The organism is Bradyrhizobium sp. Mp19, assembly GCF_029952935.1.
Classification (GTDB): Bacteria; Pseudomonadota; Alphaproteobacteria; order Rhizobiales; family Xanthobacteraceae; genus Bradyrhizobium; species Bradyrhizobium elkanii.
This window is the reverse complement of the sequence record NZ_JASAUT010000002.1, coordinates 257,746-283,414: the sequence shown is the minus strand read 5'-3', so window position 1 is coordinate 283,414 and position 25,669 is coordinate 257,746. Positions and strand designations below refer to the sequence as shown.

Here is a 25,669-nt window from a genome sequence, read left to right as displayed (position 1 = left end):
CGCGTTCCGCGCTTGTCGCGCCGGAAAGCCGCTTTGCACTTTTCCGGATCATGTTTTAGGCGGCCACGCTCAAGGGCCCGGTGCGCAGCTTCAGATCCACCGGCGTCGGGTTCCGCAGGATGTCCAGCACGGGGCAATGACGGTCGACGGTTTCCTTCAGCCGGGCGATGTCGGCCGCGGAGGCCGGACTGTCGATGGCGACCTCGGCCTCGATCTGCTGGAAACCAGCTCGCACGTCTGGATCGACGCTGAAGAAGCCGCGCAGATCGATGGCGCCCGACAGCTTGACGGATACACCGTTGAGGGGAATGCCGAGCGCGTCGGCATAGAGCCGATAGGTGATCTCCTGGCATGAGCCGAGCGCGGCGAGGATGTACTCGACCGGGTTCGGTGCGGTGTCCTGGCCGCCCAGCGCCGGCGGCTCGTCGACGCTGACGTTGAATTGCCGCACGGCAACGCGGCTATTGACGCCGTCGCCGAGTTGCGAAGTCGCCTGGAACACGGCCTGCGCCTGCGCCGGATCGGCGCCAAGCGCCTGCTGGGTGTCTGCGAAAACCTGCTTGAACCTGAAGCTCATCGTTCGTCTTCCCCATGGCATCGATGATGCGAGGCTGATCGAACGACTCACGCAGGGCAATAGTCGCGGGATAAAAACGACAGCACCTCCGCGAAGCGCGAAATTTTCAGCAGCATTTTTCCCGAATGCGTAGATGCGTAGGATGAGTAGAGCCAACGGCTCTACACATCCGGCGTTACGCGGCGAGGGCGTCCTGGTTGATCTCGCCCTTGGCGAGCGCCGTCAGCAGCGTGTCGACGTGCCGCTCTTCGTCGAGACTGTCGTGCAGCAGCCGCTGGTCGTCGCGCAGATTGAGCTGGCCGGCGAGGGCGGCCGCGCTGCCATAGGCGGCGATCTCGTAATGCGCGAGCTTCTGCGCCGACGCGACGAGGCCGGCATCGCGCAGATTGTCGTCGGGCAGCAGCGAGACCATCTTGGCGGTCTCGTGGATCAGCGCCTGCATGGCCTGGTCGGTATGCTCCAGCGGATCGGCGCCATGCATGCGCAGCAGCGATTTCAACCGCTCGCCCTGCACGATGGTCTCGCGGTGATGGCGGCTGAACGCATCCTTGAGCGACGGATGCGAAGCGATCTCCGCCATCCGCGCCAGCGCCACGGCGAGTTGCTCCTCGACGCTTGCGAGTTCCTGAAGCTCGGCGACATACATGTCCTTGAAGCTGGTGATCCTCATCGTGAAACCCTTCTTGTTTCGGTGCTCAGGCGGTGTGGCCGCCGGAACCGGAATCGATCGGCGTTTTCTTGGCACGTTGTGGCGTCATCTTCGCCGGATCCGGTTGCCCGGGCACGCCGCGCGGCCCAAGTTGCTGGCGCTGCAGATCGTCCTCGGAGAAGGGCGGCTCGACGCCGTTCGGGTTGCTGCGCTCGATCGCGGTTTTCAGGTCGTCATCGCGCTGGTTCATGCTGGCGCTCCATCATCTCGGCGGCACGGAACCTGGATCGGACGAGGCCGCACGTTCCGCGCTGCCCGGCCAACGATGCGCGCGCGAAATCGTTGCAAACAAATCAGGGGCGCGGCGCCACGCCACCAGCCGGGATGCCCAGGATGGGGAGGGCCAACGGGAGCTGCGCGAGCGGCGATCGATTGCTCGGGCGTGGACCTGGGCGTCTACTTGGGCGTGGACCTGGCCTTCTCTTGCTCGCCGTTTGGTTGTAGTCTGGCATCATAGTTGAGCGATACGGGTCGACGTCCATTGTTGGAGCGTCGATGCCGATTGAAACGCAAGTCTATTTTGGGATGGCAGATGAATTCCCCGACGGTTCGCATTGTGGCCACGCCGAGAACGGCTCAGTGGATCAAGAGTTCGTATGACGCCTATTTTCGCGCCGTGACCAAGAAGGAAATTCCTGTCCTGTCCTGTCCTGTCCGGACGAACTGAAGCCAAATCGGGCAGATGATACCAACGATCGTCTTTGGGTGATTACCGTGGCGGATCCCTCGCACGGTCATATCATCGATTGGCACACGATGAGCGCATTGCGCGCGCGCGATCGACGCATCGCCATCTGCCTTGTGGTTGCCTGGATCGCCGCATTCTATGCTGCGATGTTCCTTGTCTTCGAACGCGGAATATGGATCACGATCCTTGCGTTTTGTGGTCTCATCTGCCTGATCGCATCGATTGTCTGGTTTGCAGCGATGCCGAATAGGCGGATCTTCGCGTCTCTCACGAGAGTTGAATTTCCGATTGAACTGACCCAGGCGATCAAGCAAACCGCGCGACGCAAGCAGGTGTTCTCCATGGTTGGGAAGATCGTCGGGGGCGTCGGTGGGCTGGCTGCGGGCGGCGCCGTGCGTGCCATCATCGATAGCGATGGCGCTGCAAAAGTTGCAGAGGAGCTATCGAAAGCGCTGCTCGAAGCTGGCGGCGAGGTGATGACCGAGACCCTGGCTCATCGTCCGGTCCCGTTAAAATCGGAGATGGGGGCCGGATAATTCGGCGGGCCCCGGCATTTGCTGGTGCTTTCTCGTGCGTGAGTGGCCTCACGTCCCGCAGAACGTCTGCGTCACGCGCTGCTCGGGGAGCGGCGGATCGGCATAGGCCGCGTAGTGCGGCTGGTCCTCGTAGGGTTTTGCCAGCACCGTCAGCAATTCCTCGAACGGCGTGTAGTCATCCGAGTTCACCGCAGCCGCAATCACCGCCTCGATGCGGTGGTTGCGCGGGATGAAGGCCGGATTGACGGCACCCATCGCGGCCTTGCGCTCGGCCGGCGTCTGCTGTTCCAGCGCGAGGCGGGCGCGCCAGCGCGCGGCCCATTCGTCGAACGCCGCGGGATCGGTGAACTGCGCGCGGACGTCGGCGGCATCATCGGTCGCGGCCTCGCCGAGATGGCGGAAGGTCAGCGTGAAGTCGGCCGCGTTCTTGGCCATCGCGTCCAGCAGATCCTGGATCAGCGCCTCGTCACCGTCGCGTGTGGTGAACAGGCCGACCTTGGCGCGCAGCCCGGCATTATAGGCCGCGGTGAACCTTTCGGGGAATTCGCCGAGGATCACTTGCGCCTGTTCGATCGCCTTCTCCTGCTCGTCCGCGAACAGCGGCAGCAGGCATTCGGCGAGCCGGGTCAGATTCCACAACGCGATGCGCGGCTGGTTGGCATAGGCGTAGCGGCCCATCTCGTCGATCGAGGAGAACACCTGCGCCGGGTTGTAGGCATCAAGGAAGGCGCAGGGGCCGTAATCGATGGTCTCGCCCGAGATCGAGGTGTTGTCGGTGTTCATCACGCCGTGGATGAAGCCGACCAGGAGCCAGCGCGCGACCAACGCGGCCTGCCGCGCCACGACGCCGGCGAGCAGGGCGTGATACGGCTGGGCGGCGTCCTTCAGCTCGGGATAGTGCCTGGCGATGACATGGTCGGCGAGCGCGCGCACGCCGTCGGTGTCGCCGCGGGCGGCGAAGAACTGGAAGGTGCCGACGCGGATGTGGCTCGCGGCGACGCGGGTCAGCACCGCGCCGGGCAGCGCGGTCTCGCGCATCACGGGCTCACCGGTGACGACGGCGGCGAGCGAGCGGGTGGTCGGGATGCCCAAAGCGAACATCGCCTCGCTGACGATGTATTCGCGCAGCACCGGACCGAGCGCGGCGCGGCCGTCGCCGCGGCGGGAGAACGGGGTCGGGCCCGATCCCTTGAGCTGGATGTCGCGGCGGACGCCGTTTTTGTCGATGACCTCGCCGAGCAGGATGGCGCGGCCGTCGCCGAGCTGCGGAACAAAGTGCCCGAACTGGTGGCCGGCATAGGCCATGGCGATCGGATCGGCGCCGTCAGGCAGCCGCTTCCCGGCAAGGATTTCGGCGCCCTCCGGCGTCGAGAGCAGGTCCGGGTCCAGCCCGAGCTGGACCGCGAGCGCCCGGTTTAGCTTGATCAGCCGGGGGGCTGCGACCGGGGTCGGCGCGACGCGGGCGAAAAAGTTCGCCGGCAGCGCCGAATAGGTGTTCTGGAACGGGAAATGAATGGTCATATCCCGAAGATAGGCCTGCCGGCCGAATAGGCAAACGGTTGGCGGCCCCTGGCGCCGGATCGCGGCAAAATCTGCAGTTTCGGGCCAAAAGCGGGCGTTCCCTTGGTTGCCGCCCCGAGCGGGCTCGGGTAAACCCAGCGCCTTCGGATAGGAAGTTTCCTATCGCGATTCTCCTCCGACATCAGTTTTTGGAACGACTATGCATCGCTACCGGTCACACACATGCGGCGCGCTCCGAGAGGGCGATATCGACCAGACGGTCCGGCTTTCGGGTTGGGTTCACCGGGTCCGCGACCATGGCGGCGTGCTGTTCGTCGATTTGCGCGACCATTACGGCATCACCCAATGCGTGGCCGATCCGGACTCGCCGGCGTTCGCCGAGGTCGAGAAGTTCCGCTCCGAATGGGTGGTGCGGATCGACGGCAAGGTGCGCCGCCGTCCCGCCGGCACCGACAATCCGGAGCTGCCGACCGGCATGGTCGAGATCTACATCAAGGAGATCGAGGTGCTCGGGCCGGCGGCCGAGCTGCCGCTGCCGGTGTTCGGCGAGCAGGAATATCCTGAAGACATCAGGTTGAAATATCGCTTCCTGGACCTGCGTCGCGAGAAGCTGCACCAGAACATCATGACCCGCGGCGCGGTGGTCGATTCCATGCGCAAGCGGATGAAGGAGCAGGGCTTCTTCGAATTTCAGACCCCGATCCTGACGGCGTCCTCGCCGGAAGGCGCGCGCGACTTCCTGGTGCCGTCGCGCATTCATCCCGGCAAGTTCTACGCGCTGCCGCAGGCGCCGCAGCAGTACAAGCAACTGCTGATGATGTCGGGCTTCGACCGCTACTTCCAGATCGCGCCGTGCTTCCGCGACGAGGACCCGCGCGCCGACCGCCTGCCGGGCGAGTTCTATCAGCTCGACGTCGAGATGAGTTTTGTGACCCAGGACGACGTGTTCGCGGCGATGGAGCCTGTCATCACCGGCGTGTTCGAGGACTTTGCCAAGGGCAAGTCGGTCACCAAGAACTGGCCGCGGATTCCGTTTGCGGAAGCCGTGCGCAAATACGGCTCCGACAAGCCCGATCTGCGCAACAAGATCGTGATGCAGGAAGTCTCCGAGCACTTCCGCGGCTCCGGCTTCAAGGTGTTCGCGCGGATGCTGGAAGACCCGAAGAACCAGGTCTGGGCGATCCCCGGCACCGGCGGCGGCAGCCGTGCGTTCTGCGACCGCATGAACTCGTGGGCGCAGGGCGAAGGCCAGCCCGGCCTCGGCTACATCATGTGGCGCGAGGGCGGCGAGGGCGCGGGTCCCCTGGCGAACAACATCGGCCCCGAGCGGACGGCTGCGATCCGCGACCAGCTCGGCCTCAAGGAAGGCGATGCGGCGTTCTTCGTCGCCGGCGATCCCGAGAAGTTCTGGAAGTTCGCAGGCCTCGCGCGCACCAAGCTCGGCGAGGAATTGAACCTGATCGACAAGGACCGGTTCGAGCTCGCCTGGATCGTCGACTTCCCGATGTACGAGTATGACGAGGAGAACAAGAAGGTCGACTTCTCGCACAACCCGTTCTCGATGCCGCAGGGCGGCCTCGACGCGCTGACGTCGCAGGACCCGCTGACGATCAAGGCGTTCCAGTACGACATCGCCTGTAACGGCTACGAGATCGCCTCCGGCGGCATCCGCAACCACAAGCCGGAAGCGATGGTGAAGGCTTTCGAGATCGCGGGCTATGGCGAGCAGGAGGTCATCGACCGCTTCGGCGGCATGTACCGTGCGTTCCAGTACGGCGCGCCGCCACACGGCGGCATGGCGGCAGGCCTCGACCGCATCGTGATGCTGCTCTGCGGCACCAACAATCTGCGCGAGGTCTCGCTGTTCCCGATGAACCAGCAGGCCATGGACTTGCTGATGGGCGCGCCGTCGGAAGCAACCCCGAAGCAGCTCAAGGAGCTGCACATCCGCACCAACCTGCCGGCGAAGGGTTAGGCGGGCAGGAGAGGTGCGTAGCCCGGATGGAGCGAAAGCGAAATCCGGGGGCGGTCCCTCCTGCGGCGACGCTGTTCCCGGATTGCGCTTCGCTCCATCCGGGCTACGGGTGGGAGAATCATAACCCCGTCGAGGCCTCGATCCGGAATTGCGCCAGCGCCGATTGCGGATCGGTCTTGAGCAACTGCATCAATTGAAGCGCCGGCGCTTTCGCGCGCGGGGTCAGCTTGATGACCAGCGTCTGTCCCGGCGTCTCGATGAACTGGCTGATCGCGGTAAGGAGGCCGGTGGCGTCGGGATTACCCCCGCCGATCTCGCCGCCCTGCGCCTTGATGGCGTCGAGGATGACCTTGCGCGCCTCGTCGCGGCTGATGTTCCGGGTGCGCGCAAATTGAGCGATCGCGAGATCGATGACGCCGAGGTCATGGACCGTGAGCTCGATCGTGCCGGCTTCGATCTGCGCGGCCGCGCCCATTGCTTCCGCGGCGCTGGTCGAGAATGCCTCGCGCGGGACGTTGCCGAGCGCGACCCTGGCCGACGCATTGAGCAGGCCCGCCATGTCGAGCTTGACCGGCTCCAGCGCGAACGCGCGTGAGGTCTCGGTCCAAACGGCGCCGAGATCGGCGTCGATCGCCATCCGGTCGATCCCGGCGGCGACGAGCGGCTGCTGCCGCGGATCCGCTGCGTCCAGCGGTGCCGCGAGCTTCGCGACCAGCCGCAGCTTGCTCGGGATCGATCCGACGAACTGACCCCAGTCGAGGCTAAAGACATCGATGTTGATCGGCTTGCCGGTGGCCTTGTAGGGCGACGCAACTCCCTTGACCTCGACGCCTTCGATCAGCGGGAACAGCGCCAGCGCCTGTTCAGCGGACGGCTTCTGCGCGGCGAATTGTGCCGACAGTCGCATGAAGCTGGCGACGTCGAGCGACTTCAGCGCGAAGCGTCCGATCTTGATGGGACCGTTCGGCGCACGGGTATCGAGTCCCTCGACCGCAAGCTCGCCGATCTTGCCGTGTTCGAAGTTGAACCGCATCGAGGAAAGTTTGAGCGGGCCCTGCGGCGTCTCGACCGAGAGCCCATGCATCTCGGCATTTGCAATTCCGATGCCCGAATAGAGGCCGGCGATCTTGTCCAGCAGTTCGCGTGCCTGGGCGGCAGACGGCGGCGGACTCCCTTGCGGCGGGATCATTGCCAGCAGCGCCGGCAGTTGCATCCGTGACGGATTGATCCTGGTGTCGTCGACGGTCACGCCCTCGATCCGCATGTTCACACCCGGCGCAGCGGTGATGACATTAGGACCGGCCGAAACGTGCCCCTGAACCCGGTACTCCCTGTCATCGTTTGCCTTGCCTGGATCGAATATCGCCGCCATCGCGCCGACGTCGATGTCGGCCGCGGCGATATTGGCGAGTTCGCCAGTCAGCTTGATCGGCTTGCCTGCTGCCTGCTGGTTGATCGTGAACACAACCTTGCCGGTCTTGCTGGACGCGATCTTTCCGTCCTTCATGTTTTCGATGGCGATGCCCGAATAGGCGAATTCGCCGCTGGCGCCGTCGCCGGCTTTTGCGGCGGCGCTGAAGGTCATCGTTCCGGTCAAGCTGGGCGCAGTGACCGATGACGCGTTGATGCTCGCGAGCAGTCCGAACGCGGACCGGTACAGTTCGAAGATCGACGACGAGGCCGGAAGCTGGGGCAGGCTGGCGGGGCCGGAATAATCCTTCACCGTGATCCGCGGCGCCTTGTAGGTCAGTGAGGTGATCGTCGGGGTCGGTCCCGCCACGCCGATCTCGATATCGCTCAACTCGACATTGCCGGCGGAGACCCGTGCCGTGTCGGTTTGACCGAGGCCGGTCATCGTGAGACTGGCAATCTTGACGCTGACCGGGGATTGCGTCCCCGACTCGGTCGTGACGTCCGCGATCGTCAGGGTGCGGCTCTTGACGTCGAAGGCGATCTTGCCGTGGCTCGCCTTGGCGCCGGTGGCGCGGACCTGCTCGAACGCGGCCTCGACGTCGCGGGTGACCCGGCGCTGGGCATAGAAGTCGAAGCCGAAGTAGCCGCCGGCCGCGAGGACTGCGACGGCGATCAGGCCGAGCAGAATTTTCTTCATTCGGTCAACTCCGGATCATCAAGGGAAAAAAATTGCCAATCCCCGGCGGAATGGCTCGGGGAGGGGCAGGCGTCGATGAACGGCCGGCCCGGGCCTGTTGACGGGGACATTATCGGATGTTGCATCCAAGCGGCTGGACATGCTTCACATCCGGCTCGATTTGCCGGACAAATGACTTTCGCCTGGATTAGCACAGAAACAAGAAATTTGGGCCGGAAACGCGGGGAGCACGCATGTCGTCATCGTCTGAAGAACTCCACAACGCGGCGCTCGCCTACCATCGGCTGCCGCGGCCGGGCAAGCTCGAGATCCAGGCGATCAAGCCGCTTGCCAACCAGCGTGACCTGGCGCTGGCCTATTCGCCGGGCGTGGCCGCCGCCTGCACCGAGATCGCCAAGAACCCGGCCGAGGCGGCGACGCTGACCGCCCGGGCCAATCTGGTCGCCGTGGTCTCGAACGGCACCGCGGTGCTCGGTCTCGGCAATATCGGTCCGCTGGCCTCCAAGCCCGTCATGGAAGGCAAGGCGGTGCTGTTCAAGAAATTCGCCGGCATCGACGTGTTCGACATCGAGATCAAGGCCGACACGATCGAGCGCGTGGTCGAGACCGTCGCCGCGCTGGAGCCGACCTTCGGCGGCATCAACCTCGAGGACATCCGCGGACCTGAGTGCTTCGAGATCGAGGCGCAGCTCAAGGAGCGCATGAAGATTCCGGTCTTCCATGACGACCAGCACGGCACCGCCATCATCGTCGCCGCCGCGATCGTCAACGGGCTGTTGTTGAACGGCAAGCAACTGTCCGATGTGAAGATCGTCTGTTCGGGCGCGGGCGCGGCTGCGATCGCAACCCTCAATCTGCTGGTCTCGATGGGGGCGCAGCGCAAGAACATCTGGGTCTGCGACATCGACGGTGTGGTCTATGACGGCCGCAACACGACGATGGATCGCTGGAAGGCGGTCTATACCCAGAAGACCGACGCACGCGTGCTCGCCGACGTCATTCCGGGCGCGGACATTTTCATCGGCCTGTCGGCGCCGGGCGTGCTGAAGCCTGAAATGGTCAAGCAGATGGGCGACAAGCCGCTGGTGATGGCGCTTGCCAATCCGGTGCCGGAGATCATGCCGGATGAGGCGCGTCTGGCGCGTCCCGACGCGATGATCTGCACCGGACGGTCGGACTTCCCGAACCAGGTCAACAACGTGCTCTGCTTCCCCTTCATCTTCCGCGGCGCGCTCGATGTCGGCGCCACCGCGATCAACGAGGCGATGAAGCACGCCGCGGTGGATGCTATCGCGCAGCTCGCGCGCGATCCGCCGTCGGATGCGGTGGCCCATGGTTTCGAGAGCGGCGAGACCCAGGGGTTCGGCCCGGGCTCGCTGATCCCGAGCCCGTTCGATCCGCGCCTGATCCTGCGCATCGCGCCGGCGGTGGCCAAGGCCGCGATCGAGTCCGGCGTCGCGACCCGGCCGATCGCCAATTTCGACGAATACGCAGCCAATCTCGAACGCTTCGCCTTCCGCTCCGGCCTCACCATGAAGCCGGTGTTCGCCAAGGCGAAGACCCAGCCGGTGCGCGTGATCTACGCCGAAGGCGAGGACGAGCGCGTGCTGCGCGCGACGCAGGTGGTGCTCGAGGAAAAGCTGGCGCGGCCGATCCTGGTCGGCCGTCCATCGGTGGTCGAGACCAGGATCAAGCGCTTCGGCCTGTCGATCAAGGCCGGCCGCGATTTCGACCTGATCAATCCCGAGGACGATCCGCGCTACCGTTCCTATGTGCAGTCCTATATCGACGTCGCCGGCCGGCGCGGCGTGACGCCGGAGGCCGCGCGGACCGTGGTCCGCACCAACAATACGGTGATCGCGGCGCTTGCGGTCTCGCGCGGCGAGGCCGATGCCATGCTGTGCGGCGTCGAGGGCCGCTACATGAGCCATCTGCGCCATGTCCGCGAGATCATCGGCTTCCTGCCGGGTGTCAGCGACTATGCGGCGCTGGCGCTGATGATCACCTCCACCGGCGCGCATTTCCTCGCCGATACCCAGGTGCGGCCGAACCCGAGCGCGGAGGAACTCGCTGAAGTGGCGTCGCTCGCGGCGATCCACGTCCAGCGCTTCGCCTTCAAGCCGAGGGTCGCCTTCGTGTCACATTCCGACTTCGGCAGCTATGACACGGATTCCTCGCGCAAGATGCGGCGGGCCACCCAGCTCCTGAAGGACAAGCATCCAGAGATCGAGGCCGACGGCGAGATGCAGGGCGACACCGCGCTGTCGGCCGCGGCACGGCGCCTGGTGCTGCCGCAGTCGCGGCTGGAAGGCGAGGCCAACATCCTGATCATGCCGAACCTCGATGCCGCCAACATCGCCTACCAGATGATCAAATCGCTCGCCAACGCGTTGCCGGTGGGGCCGATCCTGATCGGTCCGGCGCGCCCGGCGCACATCCTCACCCCCGGCGTGACGGCGCGCGGCATCCTCAACATGACGGCGGTTGCCGCCGTCGAAGCCCAGGAGCGCGCCGGCCGCGCGCAGCCGACGCTGTTCGGCTGACGGCCGTTGTTTGAGCACGTTATGTTCGGAAAACCGCAGCGCGGTTTTCCGCATCGTGTTTGAACCGGGATGGATTCGATTTGATCGAGGCAGGCGGAGCGACCATAATCGCTTCGCCTGCTTCGTCCGATTTCCGCCATCCAGTGAGGCCGACCCATGCCAGCGTTCATCACCTTCGGGCGGATCCTGTTCGCCGTGCTGTTCCTGTATTCGGGAGCGAGCAAGCTGTTCGGCATCCAGGCGACGGCGGATCTGCTCGCGGCCAAGGTGACGATCCCGGCCGTGGTCGCGCCCTATACGCAGCAGATCGAAGCCGCCGTCGGCATGCCGTTCATGCAGCTGCTGGCGATCACGATCGGCGGTTTCGAGATCGTCGCGGGGCTGATGATAAGTCGGAGGCCAAGCGGTCTTAGGAAGACAAATATGTCTGGCAACTCCTTGGCTCACAGAACGACATGGCTACGATCCGACTTGATTTCTGGAATCAGCCGGCGCCCGACAACCTCAGGACGCTGATCGATGCGCTGAAGAACCTGTCGCTGATCGGCGCGCTGTTCATCATCGCCGGCTACGGCCGCGGCCCGCGCCGCGACGACCCGGCCTATGGCGACGTGTAGGACAATACGGCGTTGGATGGGGGTAGAGCCGCTTTCAACCCACGCGCCGCCACGGCGTCACGCTGACATCATGCGCGGCGTCGATCAGTTCCGGCGCGCCGGCGTGTAGGCCGTGCGCTGAGAGCACCTGCTGCGGGGTGCGGGCAGGGACGCCGGGAAAGCACGGCTCGCCGTCGGGGATGCGCACGTTCGGCGCGACCGAGAGCCAGAACGTGTCGTAGCGGTCCATGAACATGCCGAACACGCCGGGGCCGCCGATGATCGCGACCATGCCCGAGGTCACGCCGGCCTCGCGGCTCGCGGTCTCGAACGGGCAGCCGGCGGGGTTCCACAGCAGCGCTTTCGGATTATCGGGGTCGGGCGCGGTGACCGCGACCTTGCTGGTCAGGATCAGGCGCCGCCGCCTTGGCGCGTTCGGCTGCTCTTCCTGGGAGTGGCGGCCATGCACGACGAGGTCGGCGCGGTCGAGGGCCGCCGTGAAGAACCGCTTGTCGCCCTCGATCTTGAGATCGTCGGGCATCACGTTCCGCGCATTCGCCAGCCGGCCATCGGCGGAGACGATGACGAAGCCTTCGATACGCAACGCCGGCACCAGGATTGTCGCCGGCGCTATTGCTGATCGACGGTCGTGACGACGCTGTTCACCGGGCGCGAGCTTACGGTCGGCAGCTTGACGTCCTTGGCGAGCTCCTGCTCGTATTGCGGCAGCACCGTCACCGGGAACTTGGCGCGCATCGCGACCACCTTGTAGCCGCCGGCCTTGAGCTGCGTCAGCAGCGTGGGCAGGGCTTCCGCGGTGTGCTTCTGGAAGTCGTGCATCAGGATGATGCCCTTGCCGAGCTTGTTCAGCTTCTTCATCACGGTGTCGATCACCTGCTGCGGCTTGCTCGCCTTGAAGTCGAAGGAGTCGAGGTCGCAGGAGAAGATCGCGATGTTGCGGTTGCCGAGATAGGTCACCATCTCCGGCGGATGCTGCAGCGCCGGGAAGCGGAAGAACGGCGAGGGTGAGGTCTCGAGCGCCCACTTGACCGCGGCGTAGCCGCGCTCGATCTCGTCCTTCTTCTGATCCTCGGTCAGCTTCTTGTTGTTCAGATTGGCGTGCGACCAGGTGTGGGCGCCGACCGTGTGGCCGGCGGCATAGACCTGCCGCAGGATTTCGGGGTGATAGGTCGCATGCTTGCCGATCGGGAAGAAGATGCCCGTGGTGCATTCGTCCGCGAGCGCCTTCAGCACTGCCGGCGTGTTGCCCGGCCAGGGGCCGTCGTCGAAGGTCAGCACCACCTCATGGTCGCGCAGGAAGTCGAGCTGCTTGAAATGCTCGAAGCCGAAGCCGGGACCGCCGGTGGTGTCGATCTCGACCGTGCGGCCGACGCCGAGCGCGTTCGGATTGTTGCAGGCGGCGCGCGCCGGCTGCGGCGGTTGCTTCGGCGGAACCGGGGCTGCCGTTGCGGTTGCCGGTGGCGGGGCTGCGGCGGCGGGCGCGGGAGCCGCGGCCGCTGGTGCCGCGGTGGCGCCCTTGGCGGGCGGCGTCTGCGACCAAGCTGCGCTCGACGCGAGCAACGATACGGTCCCTGCGAAAATCAGACCTGTCGCAATGCGCATGGCGTGTTCCCTGCTGATCGCGCTCCCGGCGCCGGCAATGCCGCGACCGGGTCGCTTCGCCCCCAACCGATCGTACCCTAGTCGCAGTGGCGACGCCAAGGCAATGAACGTGGCGAGCGCGTGTCCAAAATCCTCATCGGATCAGTTAATTCCGGGGATTATCGCGATATCTCAGGCGGCCGCCAGTGCCCGTGCGATCCCGGTCTTGATGCGCGTGTCGTCGGGCGCAACCGACTCAGCGAAAACGTCGGCGATGTAGCCGTCGCGGCCGATCAGGTATTTGTGAAAATTCCAGCGCGGCACGTCCTTGGGCCGGGCCTCCGCCGCCCAGCGGTAGAACGGATGCGCGCTCGTGCCGCGGACGATTGCCTTCGCCGCGATCGGGAAGGTGACGCCATATTGATGCTGCGCAGTCTCGGCGATCTCGGTCGGGCCGCCCGGCTCCTGGCCGCCGAAATCATTGGAGGGGACGCCGATGATGACGAAGCCGCGATCACGGAATTCGGTCCAGAGTTGCTGCAGGCCGGCATATTGCGGCGTGAAGCCACAAAGCGAGGCCGTGTTCACGATCATCAGGGGACGGCCGGCATAGTCGGCAAGTCTGATATCGCCGCCGCCGAGTGCCGGAAATGAGAAGGCGTAGGCGGTGATCCGGCTCATCGCGGGCTGCTCGGCATGCAGCGGGCGGGATGTTGCGGCTGCGGCTATCGCGGCCACGATCAGTGTCCTGCGGTCCATCATGGTCTCGTCCCCGGAACAGATGTCGTTGACATCATAATCCAGCGGGCAGGCTCAGGCTTTCAAGAAGGCGTTATGGGCGGTCCCAGTGGGTCGCCCGAATGGAGACCTCAGCGCAGCGGCAGGATGAAGTCGGTGCCTTCGCCGGTCTCGCCCTGGTTCACGCCGAGGTCGGAGACGATGATCGATCCGCCGGTGCCGAGCGCTTCGCTGATCCGCGCCATCACGTCGGCCGGAATCGAGATGCGGTCGAGCGCCTCGGCCGGAGTGTTGGTCACCGGCTGCGGCTTGGCCTCGGCCACCGCTGCGGCCGCGACCTTGCGGCGATGCGAGGCACGTTCCTCGACGTCGATGCGGCCAGCGTTACGGGTCGGCAGCGTCACCACCGACCAGCGCAGCAGGTTCGTATCGGTCTTGTCGGCTTGTGCGGTGAACACATGCGTGCCGAGCGGCCGGTCGCTCGCCGCAATCGTCACCGGCACCTCGAACAGCGGTGCGAAATTCTGCCGCACATAGAGCTTGGAATCCTTGCGGCTGATGAACACCGCGATCTGGCCGGCGCGCTTCGATAAGTCGATCCTCGCGACGCCCGGCAGCCGCGCCGGATCCTTCTTGGCGTCGGGCGTATCGGCGGCTGCCTCGGCGGGCTTGTCATCGGCCTTCGATGCGTCGGTCTTCGATGCGTCGGTCTTGGGCGCCTCGGCAACGCCGGGCTTGGCGGCGTCCGCTTTGGGCTCGTCGGCTTTGGCCTCCGCCTTCACCGGATCGCTTGCGGAGACCTCGCTCTTTGGCGTGTCGGTGCTGGCGGTGGTTTCGCCGACCGTGTTGTCATCTGTGGTCGTATTGCTGTCGCGGACGGCGGAATTGGTCTCGGCCGGCTTGCCGGCGGCGGCCGTCTCGGGCTTCACTGTCTCGGACTTGTCCGCGACGATCTTCTCCGCGATGGTGTCGCGCGCTGTGGCAGAGGACGCATCGGACATCGTCACCGACGCACTCGCTGCCGGCATCGCGCTGCTGGCGTCGGCGGTGTGGGTGTTGTCGCGCAGCGACGCTGCGGCATGGCCGACGCTGCTGCGCAAGTCGAGACTGGACTGCTTGTCGGCGCCCTTGTCGCTCTTCACGCCGAGCGGCGCATCCATCTTCAGGATGTCGTCGGCGACCGGCTGCTGCGGGGCCACCTTCTGCGTGACCAGCAGCGGATGCGAGAAACTCTCCGGAGAAATCGTGCTGGGCGTGACGAACACGCGGGCGCCCATTCGCGTCCAGTTGTACATCTTGACCGCGAACGACATCGGCATGCGGATGCAGCCATGGGACGCCGGATAGCCGGGCAGCACCCCGGCGTGCATGGCGATGCCCGACCAGGTGATGCGCTGCATATACGGCATCGGCGCGCCGCTGTAGATGTTGGACTGGTGATACTTCTGCTTCTGAATGACGCTGAAGACACCCATCGGGGTCGAGTGCCCCTTCATGCCCGTTGACACCGGGCTCTCGGCATAGAGGCCGTTGGCGTCGTAGAGGCTGACCCGCTGCTGGTCGATCGAGACCGAGATGATCAGGGGACCTTGCGGCTTGCTGCCGGCCTCCTTCTCGAGCGCCGGATTCTTCTTGGCCGTGTTGCGCTTCGGCTTCTGCCGGTGCGGCTGTGGCATCGGCTCGTAGTCGCCGTAGAAGGCGGAGTCGCGATTCCAGTAATAGAGCGCTGCATCGGCCCGTGTGGAGGCGACGACGGTGCCGGCGGTCGTCAGAATTGCAAGCTGCCAGAACCGCTCATTCGCAAGATCAAAAATCGAAATCCGCCGTCCACCTGCGCGCATATTCCGAATCCCAGTCCAAACTACCTGTTGGTTGTCGCAGACGCACAACGCGTTCACCAGCGCAAGCGTTCTAACCCTTCCGTGAGGGGCGAATTTTCGACGAAAGAGTAGCAAAAAAGCCTCACAAGAGGTTAAAGCGCGCGGTCCGATCACCGAACTGTCAGCGCCTTCCTGTGCGGCGTTTGCGCACTACATAGGCGGGACCCACCCCGCGGAGACCTCAATGACATCGAGATATGTGAGCTTGTGTGACCTGCGACGGTTGTCTCGCTGGGGATGCGCGGTGCTGCTGATGTTGCTGGCCGTGGGGCAGGCCGATCCTGCGGCCGCGGCCGACGAGCCGGACCTGATCTTCCGCCGCTCCACCGTGTTCAAATGGGTGAGCCCCAACGACAAGCTCGCGACCTATGGCGTCGACGATCCCGAGGTCGAGGGCGTCGCCTGTCACTTCACGGTACCGGAGAAGGGCGGCTTCAAGGGCTGGCTTGGCCTTGCCGAGGAAGTCTCCGATATCTCGCTGGCGTGCCGGCAGATCGGGCCGATCCGCTTCAAGACCAAGCTCGGGCAGGGCGACGACATGTTCAGCAAGCGCCGGTCGCTGTTCTTCAAGAAGATGCAGATCGTGCGCGGCTGCGACGCCAAGCGCAATGTGCTGGTGTACATGGTCTATTCAGACCGCCTGATCGAGGGCTCACCAAAGAACTCGACGTCGTCGGTGCCGATCATGCCGTGGGGCGCGGCCGATGCCGCCGTGCAGAAGTGCGGCGAGTTCATTCAATAGCTGGAGCAGGGGCTTGGCCCAGGCGGCTGAGGCGGTGGGCGAGCTAGCGCTCGGTTTGCCCGAACTGCTTCGCGCTGATGCGAAGGCCCGGCTTGACCTTCGAGTCGCGGCAGCCGACGAGGCGGACCAGCTTCTGCGGCGCGCACTCATTGTCGCCCATGACGTAGGCGCCTTGCTGCGGCATCGCGGCCGTCATCTGCTGCTGGCCGGATTTGCTTGCCGCGGATTCATTGCCAACACCGATGTTGCCATTGCCCACGACTGACATCCTTCGTTGGATCGGGAGGGATTACGACAACGTGCCACCGCGAAGATGGTTGCACGGCGCCCAGATATGAGTCGGCCAAACCGCCGCCCGGTTCACCGCCGTACTTGCTGTGCTGCTTCCTCTCTCAGCAGAGGAAAGTTAACAAAGCGCGCTAGCTCGTTCAGTTTGCACGCATAATTGGTCGTCGCTCTGGCAGTGGCCGGGGACGGGCATTGTCGCGTGAAGTTTTCAACAGCCTTTCCCGGCACGCTCCTGCCGCTGAAATCATTGGTATTTTCCGGCGAATGTTTCGTGGACCGCTGGTCGACGAAACAATTCCAGGTCCGACGAAACCATTTTCGGCTTGTTCCGCAGAACTCCGGAAACGGCAGATCGTTATCAGACCGTCACACAACGGCGCTGAATGCCGAGCGGAATAACGGAGACTGTCAGATGCGGACCATGAGCCTGATCCTCGCCTTCGCCTTTGTGATGGCCGGTTCGTCGATGGCAGGCTCCCCGGACAGCGGTTTGCCCGGAATCGGCACCTTCTCCTATAACGGCTCGCCGGTGGTCACCCCGGCCCCGATGGTTATGGCGCAGGCTAACTGATTGCGACGCAAAAAATAGAACTGCCGGTAAAGGCTCCCCCATGGTGCTCCGTATCTGCTCCGCCGCGATGTTGGCATCGCTTGTCCTGATGGGGCCCTTGGCGGGCGCCGCGCAGGCCCAATCCCAGCTCCCCCTCGAATCGATGCAGATCCGCTCGCTGTACCGCGTGCCCGAACCGCGCGACGAGTTCGTGCGGCAATGCGCGCCGCATATGCTCGGCCGCTGGGCGCATCCCGAGGCCGTGTGCGGCTGCCTGCACGACCACGCCGCTGCGACCGTGGACGATCCCGACCTGCGCCAGGCGCTGCTGCGCGGCATCAGCGAGACCGGCGTGCCGACCATCGAGACCGATTGGGTGCCGCCGTCCAAGCAGGGCGAGATCGGCCCGACCTTCACCAAGATCGCCAAGCCGACCCTGCAATGCATGTTCGAGCCGGTCTCGAACTGAGCCGCACATCAAAGCAATGAGGACCGCAGCGCCTCGCGACAGCGGGGCGTTTTACTTTTTGGCGAGGCGCGGCACGCAGCTGCTGGTCCGCACCACGCCGTTCTGGCTCAGCCTGGAGCCGACGACCTGCTTGATCTGCCCGGCCGGGCACGAGCCGTCATCGACAAGGACGCGCTGGCCGACCCTGAGATCGACGATGTCGCCCTCACGCATGTAGGACTGCTCTGCTGCGGCGGATTGAGCCATCGCGCCGAGAGCTGCGACGCTGACCAGCGCGACGAATCCCAAACGCGGCATCGCAGCCTCCTTCACTTGTTCTGGATCTTGAGTCCGTCGGGGCCGACATTGATCTGAAGGCCTTCGGGCTGCTTCTTCGCCTGATAAAGATTGTAGCCGAGCATGCCTGCGATCACGACCAGCGCGGCGATCACGAGATACAGGACGTTGCGATTTGGCATCCGGTATCTCCGCAAGCTCGCACTGGAGCGTTTTCAAGCGAAGTGGATACCGGTTCGCGTGAAGAAAACGCTTCGAAACAAGGATCAAGAGCCCCGTTCCGATTCCATCGAAACGGAAGGCCCTGACTCAACGCGTGCGACCTTAGTCAGGTGACTGCGATTCTCCTAGAGCGCCGCGGCTGGACGGATACCTTGCGCGTCCCACGCAATGCAGTCAGCGTTGTCTTCGCCAGTCGTTCCGCCGATGCGACGAGTTGCGGAACCGGATGACCGGAAAATCCGAGCACGAAGCCGGGCAGTGGCGGCGCGCGATGATAGGTCTCGGCGAGCAGCCAGCCGCCGACGCCGGCACTAGCCTTTGCCTGCGCGGCAATCAGCGGATCGGTTGCGGGATCGAGCCGCGCCACGAGGTGCAAGCCCTGCGAGGGCACGGGAACCGTGAGCTCGCCCTCGGAGGCATTAGCGAGCGTCGACGCCAGGATGTCGCGCGCCTCACGATAGAGTTTGCGCGATTTGCGCAAGTTCGCCGCGAAGGCGCCGGAGTTCAGCATGTCGGCGACCGCGCCTTCCATCAACGTGGCGGGAAAGCGGTCGAGCGCGGCGCGCGCCGCCGTCACCGGGCCGATCAAGGCTTCGGGCAGGGCGCAATAGCCGATCCGCAAGCCCGGAAACAGCGTCTTCGCAAACGTGCCCATGTAGATCACGCGGCGCAGATGATCGATGCCGGCGAGCGACAGCAGCGGCGCGCCGTCATAGCGGAACTCGCTGTCGTAATCGTCCTCGAACACGAAGGCGCCGGCATCCCTGGCCCAGTCGAGCAGCTCGAGCCGGCGCGGCATCGACATCTGCACACCGAGCGGAAACTGGTGCGAGGGCGTGACATAGGCGGCGCGCGCTTGCGGCGCGGACGCGCGCCCCTTGTCGATGCGCATGCCCGACATGTCGACCGGCACCGACACCGGACGATAGCCGCAATGCTCGATCGCACGCCGCGCCGCCGGATAGCCGGGGTCTTCGCACCACACCTGGTCGCCGGGCCTGAGGATCGCCCCGAGCACGATGCGCAGGGCATGCAGCGTGCCCGAGGCCAGCATGATCTGGTCGGGGTCGCAGCGCAGCCCGCGCGCCGACAGCAGATGGTCCGATATCGCCGCGCGCAGCTCGCTGCTGCCGCGGGGATCGCCGTAATGCAGGTGCTCGGACCCGAACGCGCGCAGCCTGCGGCCGGCAAAGGCGCGGAAGCGCTGCAGCGCGCGCTCGTCGATATGGGTGCAGCCGAGCGACAGCGCATTGTGCTGCGGCGGCTCGATCGCGATCCTTGCGCGGCGCGGCGCGGCGGCCTGCGCCGGAATGCGCGCCGCGACGAAGGTTCCGGAGCCCGTGGTTGCCACCGCAAAGCCGTCGGCGATCAGCCGCTCATAGGCCGTGGTGACGGCGTTGCGGCGGAAGCCGGTCTGCCTGGCGAGCGCACGCGACGGGGGCAGCGGCTCGCCCGGCTTGACGAGGCCGCCGACGATCGCGTGGCACAGCGCCTGATAGAGCCGCTGCTGCGAGGCGGCGCCGGGCGTCACATGCGGGCCGCCGAGGTCGAGCGGCAGCTCGGCCTTGCGCGCCGCGGGCTCCCGGGAATTGGTCGGAATTTTTCGCATGGAATTGGCACTATCGCAGACCAAATGGGCCGCTACAACTCTGGACAGATTCCAGATTTCGAAAGGCACCACCGTGACCGAAGGCGCATCCGCTCCGTCCTACCCTATGTCCTCCCGCAACCGGGTGAAGCGCCGCCACGACCGCGGCTTCTACGACCACGCCACCGTGCACAGGATCCTCGACGCCTCGATGCTGTGCCACGTCTCCTACGTGATCGACGGCCAGCCCTATTGCACGCCGACCTTCTTCTGGCGCGAGGGCACCAGGCTCTACTGGCACGGCTCGAGCGCGAGCCGCATGCTGGAGAACCAGTCCGAAGGGCAACGCGTGTGCCTGACGGTCGCCCATCTCGACAGCCTGGTGCTGGCGCGCTGCGGCTTCAACCACTCGGCCGACTATCGCGCGGTGATGGCGTTCGGGTCAGCCTATCTCGTCACCGACCCGGCAGAGAAGGAACGCGCGATCGTCGCGATGGTCGACCGCTTCTTTCCCGAGCGCACCGCGAGCCTGCGTGCCAGCAACAAGCAGGAGATCAAGGCGACCTCGTTCATCGCGATGGAGATCGAGGAGGCTTCGGCAAAAATTCGCACCAAGGGCGTCGCCGATGATGACGAGGATTACGAGTTGCCGATCTATGCCGAGCGTATTCCGGTGCGCACCGTGCTCGGTGCGCCCGAGCCGTGTCCGCGGCTGCTCGACGGCGTGACGCGGCCGAAGACGCTCGATGGCTATTCGGAGGGCCGGCTGCTCGAAGATGCATTGCGGGATGCCTATTTTGCGCAATACAAGGCGGAGTGAAATCGGGCTACGTTGCGGCTCCCGCCTGATCTGTTTTCCCGATGGAGCCAAAGCATGACTGCCGAGACGCAACAACGAATCCTTAGCGCCGTTGACGAGGGATTCGATGCGCAGCTTGTGACGACGCAGGCCTTTGTCGCGATTCCCTCGACCCGCGGCGCCGAGGGGCCGTGCCAGGACATGATCGGCGATCTCCTGCGCGAGCGCGGCTACGAGGTCGACGACTGGCACATCAATCCCGACGAGCTCAAGGATTTGCGCGGCTTCGGCCCGATCGAGCATGATTTCTCGAAGGCGCGCACGGTGGTCGGCACCTACCGCCCGGCCACCAATGCCGGCAAATCGCTGATCCTGCAGGGCCACTGCGACGTGGTGCCGACCGGTCCGCTCGAGATGTGGGAAACGCCGCCGTTCTCGCCCGTCATCAAGGACGGCCGGATGTATGGCCGCGGCGCCTGCGACATGAAGTCCGGCACCATCGCCGCGCTCTATGCTCTCGACGCGATCAGGAAGGCCGGGTTGAAGCCGACGGCGCGGATTCACTTCCAGTCCGTGATCGAGGAGGAGAGCACCGGCGTCGGCGCGCTCTCGACCTTGCAGCGCGGCTATCGCGCCGATGCATGCTTCATCCCGGAGCCGACCAACGGCACGATGATCCGCTCGCAGGTCGGCGTGATCTGGTTCCGCCTGAAGGTGCGCGGTTTCCCGGTGCATGTGTTCGAGGCCGGCGCGGGCTCGAACGCGATCATGGCGGCGTATCATCTGGTGCATGCGCTGGAGAAGCTCGAGATCGCCTGGAACGAGCGCGCCAAAGCCGACCGCCATTTCAAGGACGTCAATCACCCGATCAATTTCAATCCGGGCATCATCAAGGGCGGCGACTGGGCCTCCAGCGTGCCGGCCTGGTGCGACGTCGACTGCCGCATCGCGGTCTTGCCGGGCTGGTCGATCGCCGAGTGCCAGAAGGAGATCCTGGCGTGCGTGTCGGCGGCGGCGCGCGATCATCGCTTCCTCTCCAACAATCCGCCGCAGGTCGAGTGGTCGGGCTTCCTGTCGGAAGGCTACGAGCTGGTCAACTCCGAGGCACCGGAAGCTGCCTTCGCCAAGGCGCACCAGGTCATCTATGGCGGCGCGGTGGAAGACCGCGCCTTCACCGCGTTGACCGACACGCGCTTCTACGGCTTGAACCACAACATCCCGAGCCTCTGCTTCGGCGCCACCGGCGCGGCGATGCACGGCTTCAACGAGTATGTCGAGCTGGAGTCGCTGCGAAAAGCGACCAAGGCGATGGCACTGTTCATCGCGGAGTGGTGCGGCGTGGAGAAGGCGTAGGCAGCCTCTCGCTCACGTCATTGCAATGACAGTCTTGCGCGCGATAGCGCAACAAATTCGCTGTCGTCCCGGCGAAAGCCGGGACCCATACTCCGCGGCGGATGTTGTGATCGGGACTCGTCCTTGCAGAGCCGCACACAAGCAAGATCTGTGGTTATGGGTCCCGGCTCCGTGCGCAATCGCGCACTCGGCCGGGACGACGGCGAAAGCTTATGCGTGCTTCCCCCACAACGCCTTCACGATTGCATCGAGCCCGTCGGTCAGCGCGGCGGGGCCGGGCTGCAGGATGATCGGCGACTTGATCTCGACGATGCGGTCGTTGCGTACCGCCGGGATGTCGCTCCAGCCCTCACGCTTGCGGATGCGGTCGGGCACGACCTTCTTGCCGCACCAGGACGCCAGGATCACGTCGGGCATCGCCGCACGCACGGCGTCAGGCGTGACGATGCGATCCTTAGCCGCCTGGTGCGCGCGCAGATGCGGCAGCGCATCGGTGCCGCCGGCGATCTCGATCAGTTCAGACACCCAGCCGATCCCGCTGATCAGCGGATCGTCCCATTCCTCGAAATAGACCCTTGGCCGCGGTGCCGGACGCGGCGTTGCCGCGATCGTGGCCAGCCGTTGTTCGAGGTTCTGCGCGAGCCGGTCGGCGCGGTCGGCGGCACCGACCATCGCGCCGAGGCTGCGGATCATCGCGAGGATGCCGGCGACGTCGCGCTGGTTGAAGACGTGGACGGCGACGCCGGCGCGCACGAGATCGGCGACGATATCGGCCTGCAGATCGGAGAAGGCGAGCACCAGATCAGGATCGAGCGCGAGGATCTTTGGCATGTCGGCGGAGATGAACGCCGAAACGCGCGGCTTCTCGCGGCGGACCTGCGGTGGCCGCACCGCGTAGCCGGAGACGCCCACGATGCGGTCCTGCTCGCCAAGCAGATAGAGCGTCTCGACCGTCTCTTCGGTCAGGCAGACGATCCGGCGGGGAGGGAAGTCGCGCATCGATGACGATATGCAGACTCGGCGACACGTTGTCACGGATGTCATGACGTCATTCGCGCCATTACCTCAGACGTCATTGCCGGGCCCGCTCAGGCAATCCATCATGCCGATATCAACCTCGAAGAAGGCCACGAAGCAGGAGTGCCCATGACGCCGCTCGAAAAGATCCAATCGATGAAGATGCCGTTTGCGGAGCTGAAGGGCGTCACCTTCACCGAGGCCGACCAGGACCGGGTGGTCGCGAAAATGGTGGTGCGGCCGGACCTCTGCACCCTCCGCAACACGATCCATGGCGGCGCGGTGATGGCCTTTGCGGATTCGGTCGGCGCCGCCGCGACCGTGATCAACCTGCCGGAGGACGCCAAGGGCACCACGACGCTGGAGAGCAAGACCAACTTCATCGGCGGCGCCAAGGAGGGGATGACCGTAATTGCGACCGCAACACCGGTTCACCGGGGGCGGCGGACCCAGGTGTGGCAGACCAGGCTGGAGACCGAAGACGGCAAGCTGGTCGCAGTGGTGACCCAGACACAGCTGGTACTATGATGGGGCGATAATGTGATTTTCTAATCACAACATGCCTTAATTGAATGAATCTGGGTACTTGAATTTTATGGTGCGTCGCACAATATAGGAGTCGCTAGGGACTCGACGCCTCCTCGAGGGCTACCAAGAGGAGTTATGAAATGAACTATGATTCCATTCGTTCGACGCCCGCCAAGGGCACCGTGCGGACGTTGAGCCAGCAGGAAGAGCTTCCGCTGCTGCGCGATCACTTGCTGCGGCTGGATCGCACCAGCCGTCATGATCGTTTTCATGGCTTCATCGACGACAGCTTCATCCGCCGCTACGCCGAGCGCTGCGCCAATGACGGCACCGTCATCATCGCCTATTTCGAGGATGGCGTGGTCCGCGGCGCGGCCGAATTGCATCCCCCGGAGCAGTCACCGGATGCGCAGCCCGAGATCGCCTTCAGCGTCGAGCGGTCGGCGCGTCGGAAGGGCGTCGGCAGCACCCTGTTCCGCAAGCTGATCGCCGAGGCGCATGCCAAGGGCTACGGCAGCCTGCGCATCACCACCGGCGCCCAGAACGATGCGATGCGGGCGCTGGCCACCAAGTTCGGTGCCCAGCTGACCTTCCGTCATGGGGAGTCGACCGGCAGCATCGACCTGAACGAGCAGCAGCCCGAAGCGGCGCCGGCTGTCGCCGCGGTGACGCCGGTCGAGGCCGCGCGCGCGATCGTCGACATGAACCGCGCCTATTGGCGCATGGTGATGCAGATCTCCGGCTGGGGCCGGGCGGCCTGAGCCGCGATCTTAAGTCAAACGAAAAAGGGCAATCCATTCAATAGATTGCCCTTTTTCTTTCAGCAATTGGATAGTGCTTCTCAGGTGCCGGTGCGCTTGTCGGTCGCAAAGCGGCGGACCACGCGGCGCTCGACCACGACGGAGCGCTGCGCGCCCTGTTCGCCGGCGATGACGCGGGTTGCCGTGCCGGTGCGGGCACTGACGCGCGCGGTCTTCTTCACCTCGGCGAGCACATCGTCATAGGGCAGCCCCATCAGGGCCGACGCGATCTCGGCCTGGGCCTCCACGTCATCGGTGATGCCGATGGCAGCGAAGATTGCTTCCTCCAGCGTCGGGGGATCATGCCGCACGCGCCGGGTGCCATACTTGGTATTCCAGTCTCCGCTCATCGCCGCCTCATCTTTGAATCGCGGGAGATACGTAAGGTCCCCAATGTTGCATTGCAATATGAATGTGAGATGGCAATCCAGCCATGCAGCTAGAGTCTCTCAATCTTGTGAGCGTCATAAAGTTCGATGGTGGCCGCCGCGGCCGCGAGAGATTGCAGCGAGCGGACGAAATCGCGTGACGCCGGGACCGCGAAATGCGCCGCCAGCGCGGCGCGGTCGGCCCATTGCTCGAAGAACACCAGCCTGAGCGGATTCTCGCAGTCGACATAGACGGCGTGGGAGATGCAACCGGGCTCGGTGCGTGAACGATGCACATGCTCGAGGCTCAGCCGCCGCGCCTCGTCGAACGAGTCGGGGCGGGCGGTGACGCTGCCGGTGACGACGATCATGATATCCCGCTCCAATGCGCGATGAAGCCAGGTCATCATCGCGCTTTAGGTTCTTGTTTGAGCATGATCTTTTCGGAAAATCGCTTCGCACTTTTCCGGATCATGCTCTACGGGGTGGCTTCTGCCCCGGATGCACTCATCTGTTGCTGCGGCCAGCGCTTCAGCGCGGCGCGGCCGGCATCGGTCAGCACATAGATGCCGCGCTCGGCGCGATCGAACCAGCCATAGACATTATGCAGCAGGATCTTGCCGGCGTCGGGAATGTCGGCCCGTAGGTCGCGCACCCGCCGCGGCCCATCCGAAAGCGCCGAGGCGCAGGCCAGCGCCTGCTGCCGGTAGGCGGTCATGATCGGCGCCCGCGTCGATCCGCCCATCGCGGGATCGCCCTTGCGCTTCCGGTGCTCGGTGATCAGCCGTGAGCGTTTCTTCGGATTGCGGCGGGGCGCCGCGGTCGGCGGCGGCACCAGCACCTCGACGTCGCCGCGATCGGTGACGCCGAGCATGCCGAAGCCGAGCCGCCGGCACAGATTGCGATAGCGCGCGTCGCTCTCGCGGCCCTTGCCTCGGGCCGACACCTTGGCTGCGATCCACACCTCGTCGGCGGCGCCGGCGCGATCGACCGCCTGCAGGATCAGTTCGAGATTGAAGGCGAGCTTGAGCTCGCCGATCACGACGACCGGTGGATCATCGCCGCTCAGCGCCACGAGGTCGCAGCCACCGATCTCGCCCTTCACCGTGAAGCCGAGCTTTTCCAGGAAGCGTTTGACGGGCAGATAAAGCGCGGTTTCCAACAGGCAGGCTCCTGCGGCATCCGGCCGCGACT

Annotated in this window: 29 protein-coding genes; 12 read left to right on the top strand and 17 right to left on the bottom strand. The window is 65.0% G+C overall.

Going from position 1 to position 25,669, the window contains the following annotated elements; all coding sequences use genetic code 11:
- Positions 1-55: 55 nt before the first annotated feature.
- The 3 genes from QJT82_RS04135 to QJT82_RS04125 all read right to left on the bottom strand — a co-directional run bounded on the left by QJT82_RS04135 (position 56) and on the right by QJT82_RS04125 (position 1,476).
- Entirely contained in the window at positions 56-577 is a 522-nt protein-coding gene (locus tag QJT82_RS04135; protein ID WP_028344823.1) for an OsmC family protein, read from the bottom strand.
- A gap of 175 nt (positions 578-752) precedes the next feature.
- Positions 753-1,247: a DUF892 family protein gene (locus tag QJT82_RS04130; protein WP_028344824.1), complete on the bottom strand. Its 495-nt coding sequence runs from the start codon at positions 1,245-1,247 to the stop codon at positions 753-755.
- 25 nt (positions 1,248-1,272) lie between these two features.
- Positions 1,273-1,476 (bottom strand): hypothetical protein, encoded by a 204-nt coding sequence (locus tag QJT82_RS04125; RefSeq protein ID WP_035634028.1) that lies wholly within the window; start codon positions 1,474-1,476, stop codon positions 1,273-1,275.
- A gap of 515 nt (positions 1,477-1,991) precedes the next feature.
- Here QJT82_RS04125 and QJT82_RS04120 point away from each other — a divergent pair.
- On the top strand, positions 1,992-2,510 hold the full coding sequence (locus QJT82_RS04120; protein ID WP_155258847.1) for a hypothetical protein: 519 nt from the start codon (positions 1,992-1,994) through the stop codon (positions 2,508-2,510).
- Positions 2,511-2,558: 48 nt separating this feature from the next.
- On the opposite strand, the gene QJT82_RS04115 is transcribed toward QJT82_RS04120, so the two are convergent.
- Positions 2,559-4,031 (bottom strand): protein adenylyltransferase SelO, encoded by a 1,473-nt coding sequence (locus tag QJT82_RS04115; RefSeq protein WP_028344826.1) that lies wholly within the window; start codon positions 4,029-4,031, stop codon positions 2,559-2,561.
- Between the two features lie 199 nt (positions 4,032-4,230).
- Between QJT82_RS04115 and aspS the strand changes: the two genes are divergently transcribed.
- The gene (aspS, locus tag QJT82_RS04110; RefSeq protein ID WP_028344827.1) at positions 4,231-6,006 is read left to right on the top strand and encodes an aspartate--tRNA ligase; all 1,776 of its coding nucleotides are present in this window, start codon (positions 4,231-4,233) and stop codon (positions 6,004-6,006) included.
- A gap of 118 nt (positions 6,007-6,124) precedes the next feature.
- Here aspS and QJT82_RS04105 read toward each other — a convergent pair whose 3' ends face one another.
- The gene (locus tag QJT82_RS04105; RefSeq protein WP_264641821.1) at positions 6,125-8,116 is read right to left on the bottom strand and encodes a hypothetical protein; all 1,992 of its coding nucleotides are present in this window, start codon (positions 8,114-8,116) and stop codon (positions 6,125-6,127) included.
- A 233-nt stretch (positions 8,117-8,349) separates the two neighbouring features.
- Here QJT82_RS04105 and QJT82_RS04100 point away from each other — a divergent pair, with 233 nt between their 5' ends.
- The 3 genes from QJT82_RS04100 (at position 8,350) to QJT82_RS04090 (ending at position 11,276) form a co-directional block, all read left to right on the top strand.
- Positions 8,350-10,659 (top strand): NADP-dependent malic enzyme, encoded by a 2,310-nt coding sequence (locus QJT82_RS04100; RefSeq protein WP_028344829.1) that lies wholly within the window; start codon positions 8,350-8,352, stop codon positions 10,657-10,659.
- 156 nt (positions 10,660-10,815) lie between these two features.
- Complete coding sequence (locus QJT82_RS04095) at positions 10,816-11,175, top strand: DoxX family protein (protein WP_281446620.1); 360 nt, start codon at positions 10,816-10,818, stop codon at positions 11,173-11,175.
- A complete protein-coding gene (locus tag QJT82_RS04090) occupies positions 11,115-11,276 on the top strand; it encodes a hypothetical protein (RefSeq protein WP_281446619.1) in 162 nt (53 codons plus the stop codon). The genes QJT82_RS04095 and QJT82_RS04090 overlap by 61 nt, the downstream gene beginning before the upstream one ends.
- A 34-nt stretch (positions 11,277-11,310) precedes the next feature.
- Here the strand turns inward: QJT82_RS04090 and QJT82_RS04085 are convergent, their stop codons facing one another.
- The 4 genes from QJT82_RS04085 to QJT82_RS04070 all read right to left on the bottom strand — a co-directional run bounded on the left by QJT82_RS04085 (position 11,311) and on the right by QJT82_RS04070 (position 15,436).
- Entirely contained in the window at positions 11,311-11,868 is a 558-nt protein-coding gene (locus QJT82_RS04085) for a hypothetical protein (RefSeq protein ID WP_028344831.1), read from the bottom strand.
- A 17-nt stretch (positions 11,869-11,885) separates the two neighbouring features.
- On the bottom strand, positions 11,886-12,878 hold the full coding sequence (locus QJT82_RS04080; protein ID WP_028344832.1) for a polysaccharide deacetylase family protein: 993 nt from the start codon (positions 12,876-12,878) through the stop codon (positions 11,886-11,888).
- Between the two features lie 171 nt (positions 12,879-13,049).
- Positions 13,050-13,619 carry a glutathione peroxidase gene (locus tag QJT82_RS04075; RefSeq protein ID WP_028344833.1) on the bottom strand — a complete coding sequence of 190 codons (570 nt, stop codon included), beginning with the start codon at positions 13,617-13,619 and terminating at the stop codon, positions 13,050-13,052.
- 107 nt (positions 13,620-13,726) lie between these two features.
- Positions 13,727-15,436, bottom strand: a complete 1,710-nt coding sequence (locus QJT82_RS04070) for a L,D-transpeptidase (RefSeq protein ID WP_051448185.1) — start codon at positions 15,434-15,436, stop codon at positions 13,727-13,729.
- Between the two features lie 223 nt (positions 15,437-15,659).
- On the opposite strand from QJT82_RS04070, the gene QJT82_RS04065 reads away from it, so the two are divergent.
- Positions 15,660-16,217: a CreA family protein gene (locus tag QJT82_RS04065; RefSeq protein WP_028344835.1), complete on the top strand. Its 558-nt coding sequence runs from the start codon at positions 15,660-15,662 to the stop codon at positions 16,215-16,217.
- 43 nt (positions 16,218-16,260) lie between these two features.
- Here the strand turns inward: QJT82_RS04065 and QJT82_RS04060 are convergent, their stop codons facing one another.
- A complete protein-coding gene (locus tag QJT82_RS04060; RefSeq protein ID WP_028344836.1) occupies positions 16,261-16,485 on the bottom strand; it encodes a hypothetical protein in 225 nt (74 codons plus the stop codon).
- 219 nt (positions 16,486-16,704) lie between these two features.
- On the opposite strand from QJT82_RS04060, the gene QJT82_RS04055 reads away from it, so the two are divergent.
- Positions 16,705-17,076 carry a hypothetical protein gene (locus tag QJT82_RS04055; RefSeq protein WP_155258848.1) on the top strand — a complete coding sequence of 124 codons (372 nt, stop codon included), beginning with the start codon at positions 16,705-16,707 and terminating at the stop codon, positions 17,074-17,076.
- 88 nt (positions 17,077-17,164) lie between these two features.
- On the top strand, positions 17,165-17,524 hold the full coding sequence (locus QJT82_RS04050) for a hypothetical protein (protein ID WP_050386618.1): 360 nt from the start codon (positions 17,165-17,167) through the stop codon (positions 17,522-17,524).
- 51 nt (positions 17,525-17,575) lie between these two features.
- Here QJT82_RS04050 and QJT82_RS04045 read toward each other — a convergent pair whose 3' ends face one another.
- From QJT82_RS04045 to QJT82_RS04035, 3 genes are all read right to left on the bottom strand, one after another.
- Entirely contained in the window at positions 17,576-17,821 is a 246-nt protein-coding gene (locus QJT82_RS04045) for a DUF6719 family protein (protein ID WP_035634123.1), read from the bottom strand.
- Positions 17,822-17,832: 11 nt separating this feature from the next.
- Complete coding sequence (locus QJT82_RS04040) at positions 17,833-17,982, bottom strand: hypothetical protein (protein WP_016843044.1); 150 nt, start codon at positions 17,980-17,982, stop codon at positions 17,833-17,835.
- A 146-nt stretch (positions 17,983-18,128) separates the two neighbouring features.
- Positions 18,129-19,631, bottom strand: coding sequence for a PLP-dependent aminotransferase family protein (locus QJT82_RS04035; protein WP_028344838.1), 1,503 nt, complete (start codon positions 19,629-19,631; stop codon positions 18,129-18,131).
- Between the two features lie 73 nt (positions 19,632-19,704).
- Here QJT82_RS04035 and QJT82_RS04030 point away from each other — a divergent pair, with 73 nt between their 5' ends.
- Together QJT82_RS04030 and QJT82_RS04025 are read left to right on the top strand one after the other, a co-directional pair.
- Positions 19,705-20,430, top strand: a complete 726-nt coding sequence (locus QJT82_RS04030; RefSeq protein WP_028344839.1) for a pyridoxamine 5'-phosphate oxidase family protein — start codon at positions 19,705-19,707, stop codon at positions 20,428-20,430.
- 54 nt (positions 20,431-20,484) lie between these two features.
- Positions 20,485-21,762: an ArgE/DapE family deacylase gene (locus QJT82_RS04025; RefSeq protein ID WP_028344840.1), complete on the top strand. Its 1,278-nt coding sequence runs from the start codon at positions 20,485-20,487 to the stop codon at positions 21,760-21,762.
- A 210-nt stretch (positions 21,763-21,972) separates the two neighbouring features.
- On the opposite strand, the gene QJT82_RS04020 is transcribed toward QJT82_RS04025, so the two are convergent.
- Complete coding sequence (locus QJT82_RS04020; protein ID WP_028344841.1) at positions 21,973-22,761, bottom strand: cobalamin-binding protein; 789 nt, start codon at positions 22,759-22,761, stop codon at positions 21,973-21,975.
- A gap of 147 nt (positions 22,762-22,908) precedes the next feature.
- Here QJT82_RS04020 and QJT82_RS04015 point away from each other — a divergent pair, with 147 nt between their 5' ends.
- Together QJT82_RS04015 and QJT82_RS04010 are read left to right on the top strand one after the other, a co-directional pair.
- Complete coding sequence (locus QJT82_RS04015) at positions 22,909-23,307, top strand: PaaI family thioesterase (protein ID WP_028344842.1); 399 nt, start codon at positions 22,909-22,911, stop codon at positions 23,305-23,307.
- Positions 23,308-23,447: 140 nt separating this feature from the next.
- On the top strand, positions 23,448-24,068 hold the full coding sequence (locus QJT82_RS04010; RefSeq protein WP_028344843.1) for a GNAT family N-acetyltransferase: 621 nt from the start codon (positions 23,448-23,450) through the stop codon (positions 24,066-24,068).
- Positions 24,069-24,148: 80 nt separating this feature from the next.
- Here QJT82_RS04010 and QJT82_RS04005 read toward each other — a convergent pair whose 3' ends face one another.
- The 3 genes from QJT82_RS04005 to QJT82_RS03995 all read right to left on the bottom strand — a co-directional run bounded on the left by QJT82_RS04005 (position 24,149) and on the right by QJT82_RS03995 (position 25,637).
- The gene (locus QJT82_RS04005) at positions 24,149-24,457 is read right to left on the bottom strand and encodes a hypothetical protein (protein ID WP_016843036.1); all 309 of its coding nucleotides are present in this window, start codon (positions 24,455-24,457) and stop codon (positions 24,149-24,151) included.
- Positions 24,458-24,546: 89 nt separating this feature from the next.
- On the bottom strand, positions 24,547-24,846 hold the full coding sequence (locus QJT82_RS04000) for a putative quinol monooxygenase (protein ID WP_028344844.1): 300 nt from the start codon (positions 24,844-24,846) through the stop codon (positions 24,547-24,549).
- 107 nt (positions 24,847-24,953) lie between these two features.
- Positions 24,954-25,637, bottom strand: coding sequence for a DUF2161 family putative PD-(D/E)XK-type phosphodiesterase (locus QJT82_RS03995; RefSeq protein ID WP_028344845.1), 684 nt, complete (start codon positions 25,635-25,637; stop codon positions 24,954-24,956).
- Positions 25,638-25,669: the final 32 nt, after the last annotated feature.